We start from the raw sequence: 1,597 nt of genomic DNA, 5'->3' as shown, positions 1-1,597 counted from the left end.
TTTTATCTACATTTAAAGGTAACCAAATGAAAAATAAAACATCACGCTTTCACTGCCCTCTTACGTATTGGCGTTACGTCTGCACGCTTATGGCCGTCTACTTTGCTTGTGCGTCACCCGCTTACGCCAATGACCTCTTTGCCAGTGGTAAAGATACCGTAACCAACACGGTCGGAACGGGGTCTTCTGGCGAGTTCTACATTTTAGTGGCAGGCCTAATTGGCGGCATCATCGTGGGCATCATGCAAAAGAACTGGGTGGGTGGCATCATCGGCTTTTTCGTTGGCGTGGTGTTCTGGGAAGTTGGTAAAGGGTTTGTAGGCTTATAAACCACATAAGGAGAGCGCGAAACTATTCGCCCTATTTCACCATGGATCATCAAGACAAACAAACCCTCTTCGCTTTTCCAAACTACTTACAAACCGACGTCAAAATAGTCGGATTTCCAATCGATGAAATACTCCCTTCTATCTTGTTGTTTTTGATGTTGTTCAACATCAATCGGTTGGTCGCGGTCGCCGTGTGTATCGGATTTTTCCTCACCATTCGCAGCTTAAAAGTCCGACACGGCCCCAAATTCATCATTCACTTCATCCACTGGTATGGGGATGACACAGCGAATAAAACCATTTTTAAACGCACGCCCCCCGCCACAAAAAAATATTGGATTTACTGATGCTCAATGAACATAACGGCGAGGCGCTTAAAGCGGCTCGCTTTATCAATTACGTCCTCACCGCGGTGGTGTTGATCACCGCCTTAGGAACCGCTGGGTTGAGTTTTGCTTTATTAAGCCAAAACCAAGCGGAAAAGCGCACCTTCGTGCCACCTCATATCGACCGAGCGTTTACGATCTCAAGCGATGCGGTTGATGAAGCGTATCTTTCTATGATGGCCGATTGGTGGATACACCTAAAATTTAATGTCACGCCCTCTAACGTTAAACGTCAATTCAACTTACTCATTACCTACGTGCCGCCTAAATACTGGAGCGGCTTACAAGACAAGTTGATGCGAGAAGCCGAATTTATCATCGAGAACGACGTCACCAGTTTTTTTGAAGTTGACACGCTGTCTATCAACCTGAATGAAATGAAAATACGGGTCAAAGGCACGCTCAACAAAACCATCGCGGGGCGCACACTTGACCCTGAGCCCGTGACTTATCTACTCCAAGCCGATTACTCAAGTGGCTTGATTGAACTTCACACCATCGCCCAAGAGATACCGTTATGAAAATACGCTTGATTTATGCTTTTTTTGGTTTGTTGTTACCCATCATGAGCCACGCCCATACGATTGACGCAAAGACCTACTATTTTGAGCAAAATGATACCATTGTGTTGCCCTTATCCTCGGTCAACACCAACCGTTTAGTAGTGAAAGACGACAAGATATTAAACCTTCATTGCCCTAGAGGGTTTTGTCTCGCTAAAGCCAATCAACGAGACCAATCGGGCTCTATTACCGTCAAACTCAACATCGCCTTGCCTTTTACCGCGCACGTCACCACAGAGAAAGGTCAAAATTTCTCGCTTTTTATCAACCCTAAAGCCGTCCCTGCGGTGGTGAATGAGTTTATTCCGCTTCGCTCTAC

4 protein-coding genes are annotated in these 1,597 nt (G+C 45.9%); all 4 read left to right on the top strand.

From position 1 onward, the window contains the following. On the top strand, positions 1 to 329 hold a 329-nt coding region (locus tag AB4653_RS26775; protein ID WP_372105746.1), incomplete at its 5' end, for a type IV conjugative transfer system pilin TraA. 41 nt (positions 330 to 370) lie between these two features. After that, positions 371 to 676, top strand: coding sequence for a type IV conjugative transfer system protein TraL (gene traL, locus AB4653_RS26770; RefSeq protein WP_016800278.1), 306 nt, complete (start codon positions 371 to 373; stop codon positions 674 to 676). Next, complete coding sequence (gene traE, locus AB4653_RS26765; RefSeq protein ID WP_016800277.1) at positions 676 to 1,236, top strand: type IV conjugative transfer system protein TraE; 561 nt, start codon at positions 676 to 678, stop codon at positions 1,234 to 1,236. Before traL ends, traE begins: the two co-directional genes overlap by 1 nt. Further along, positions 1,233 to 1,597 (top strand): type-F conjugative transfer system secretin TraK (locus AB4653_RS26760; RefSeq protein WP_372105745.1); only part of this gene is annotated, 365 nt, incomplete at its 3' end. The genes traE and AB4653_RS26760, both read left to right, overlap by 4 nt.

This window comes from Vibrio sp. 10N.222.48.A3, assembly GCF_041475345.1.
Taxonomy (GTDB): domain Bacteria; phylum Pseudomonadota; class Gammaproteobacteria; order Enterobacterales; family Vibrionaceae; genus Vibrio; species Vibrio tasmaniensis_A.
Note: the sequence above shows the minus strand (reverse complement) of the source record. Positions and strands in the feature narration are given on the sequence as shown.

Bases quoted from the DNA above. Each gene is read 5' to 3' on its own strand.
- traL (WP_016800278.1), top strand. From the start codon at position 371: ATGGATCATCAAGACAAACAAACCCTCTTCGCTTTTCCAAACTACTTA.
- traE (WP_016800277.1), top strand. From the start codon at position 676: ATGCTCAATGAACATAACGGCGAGGCGCTTAAAGCGGCTCGCTTTATC.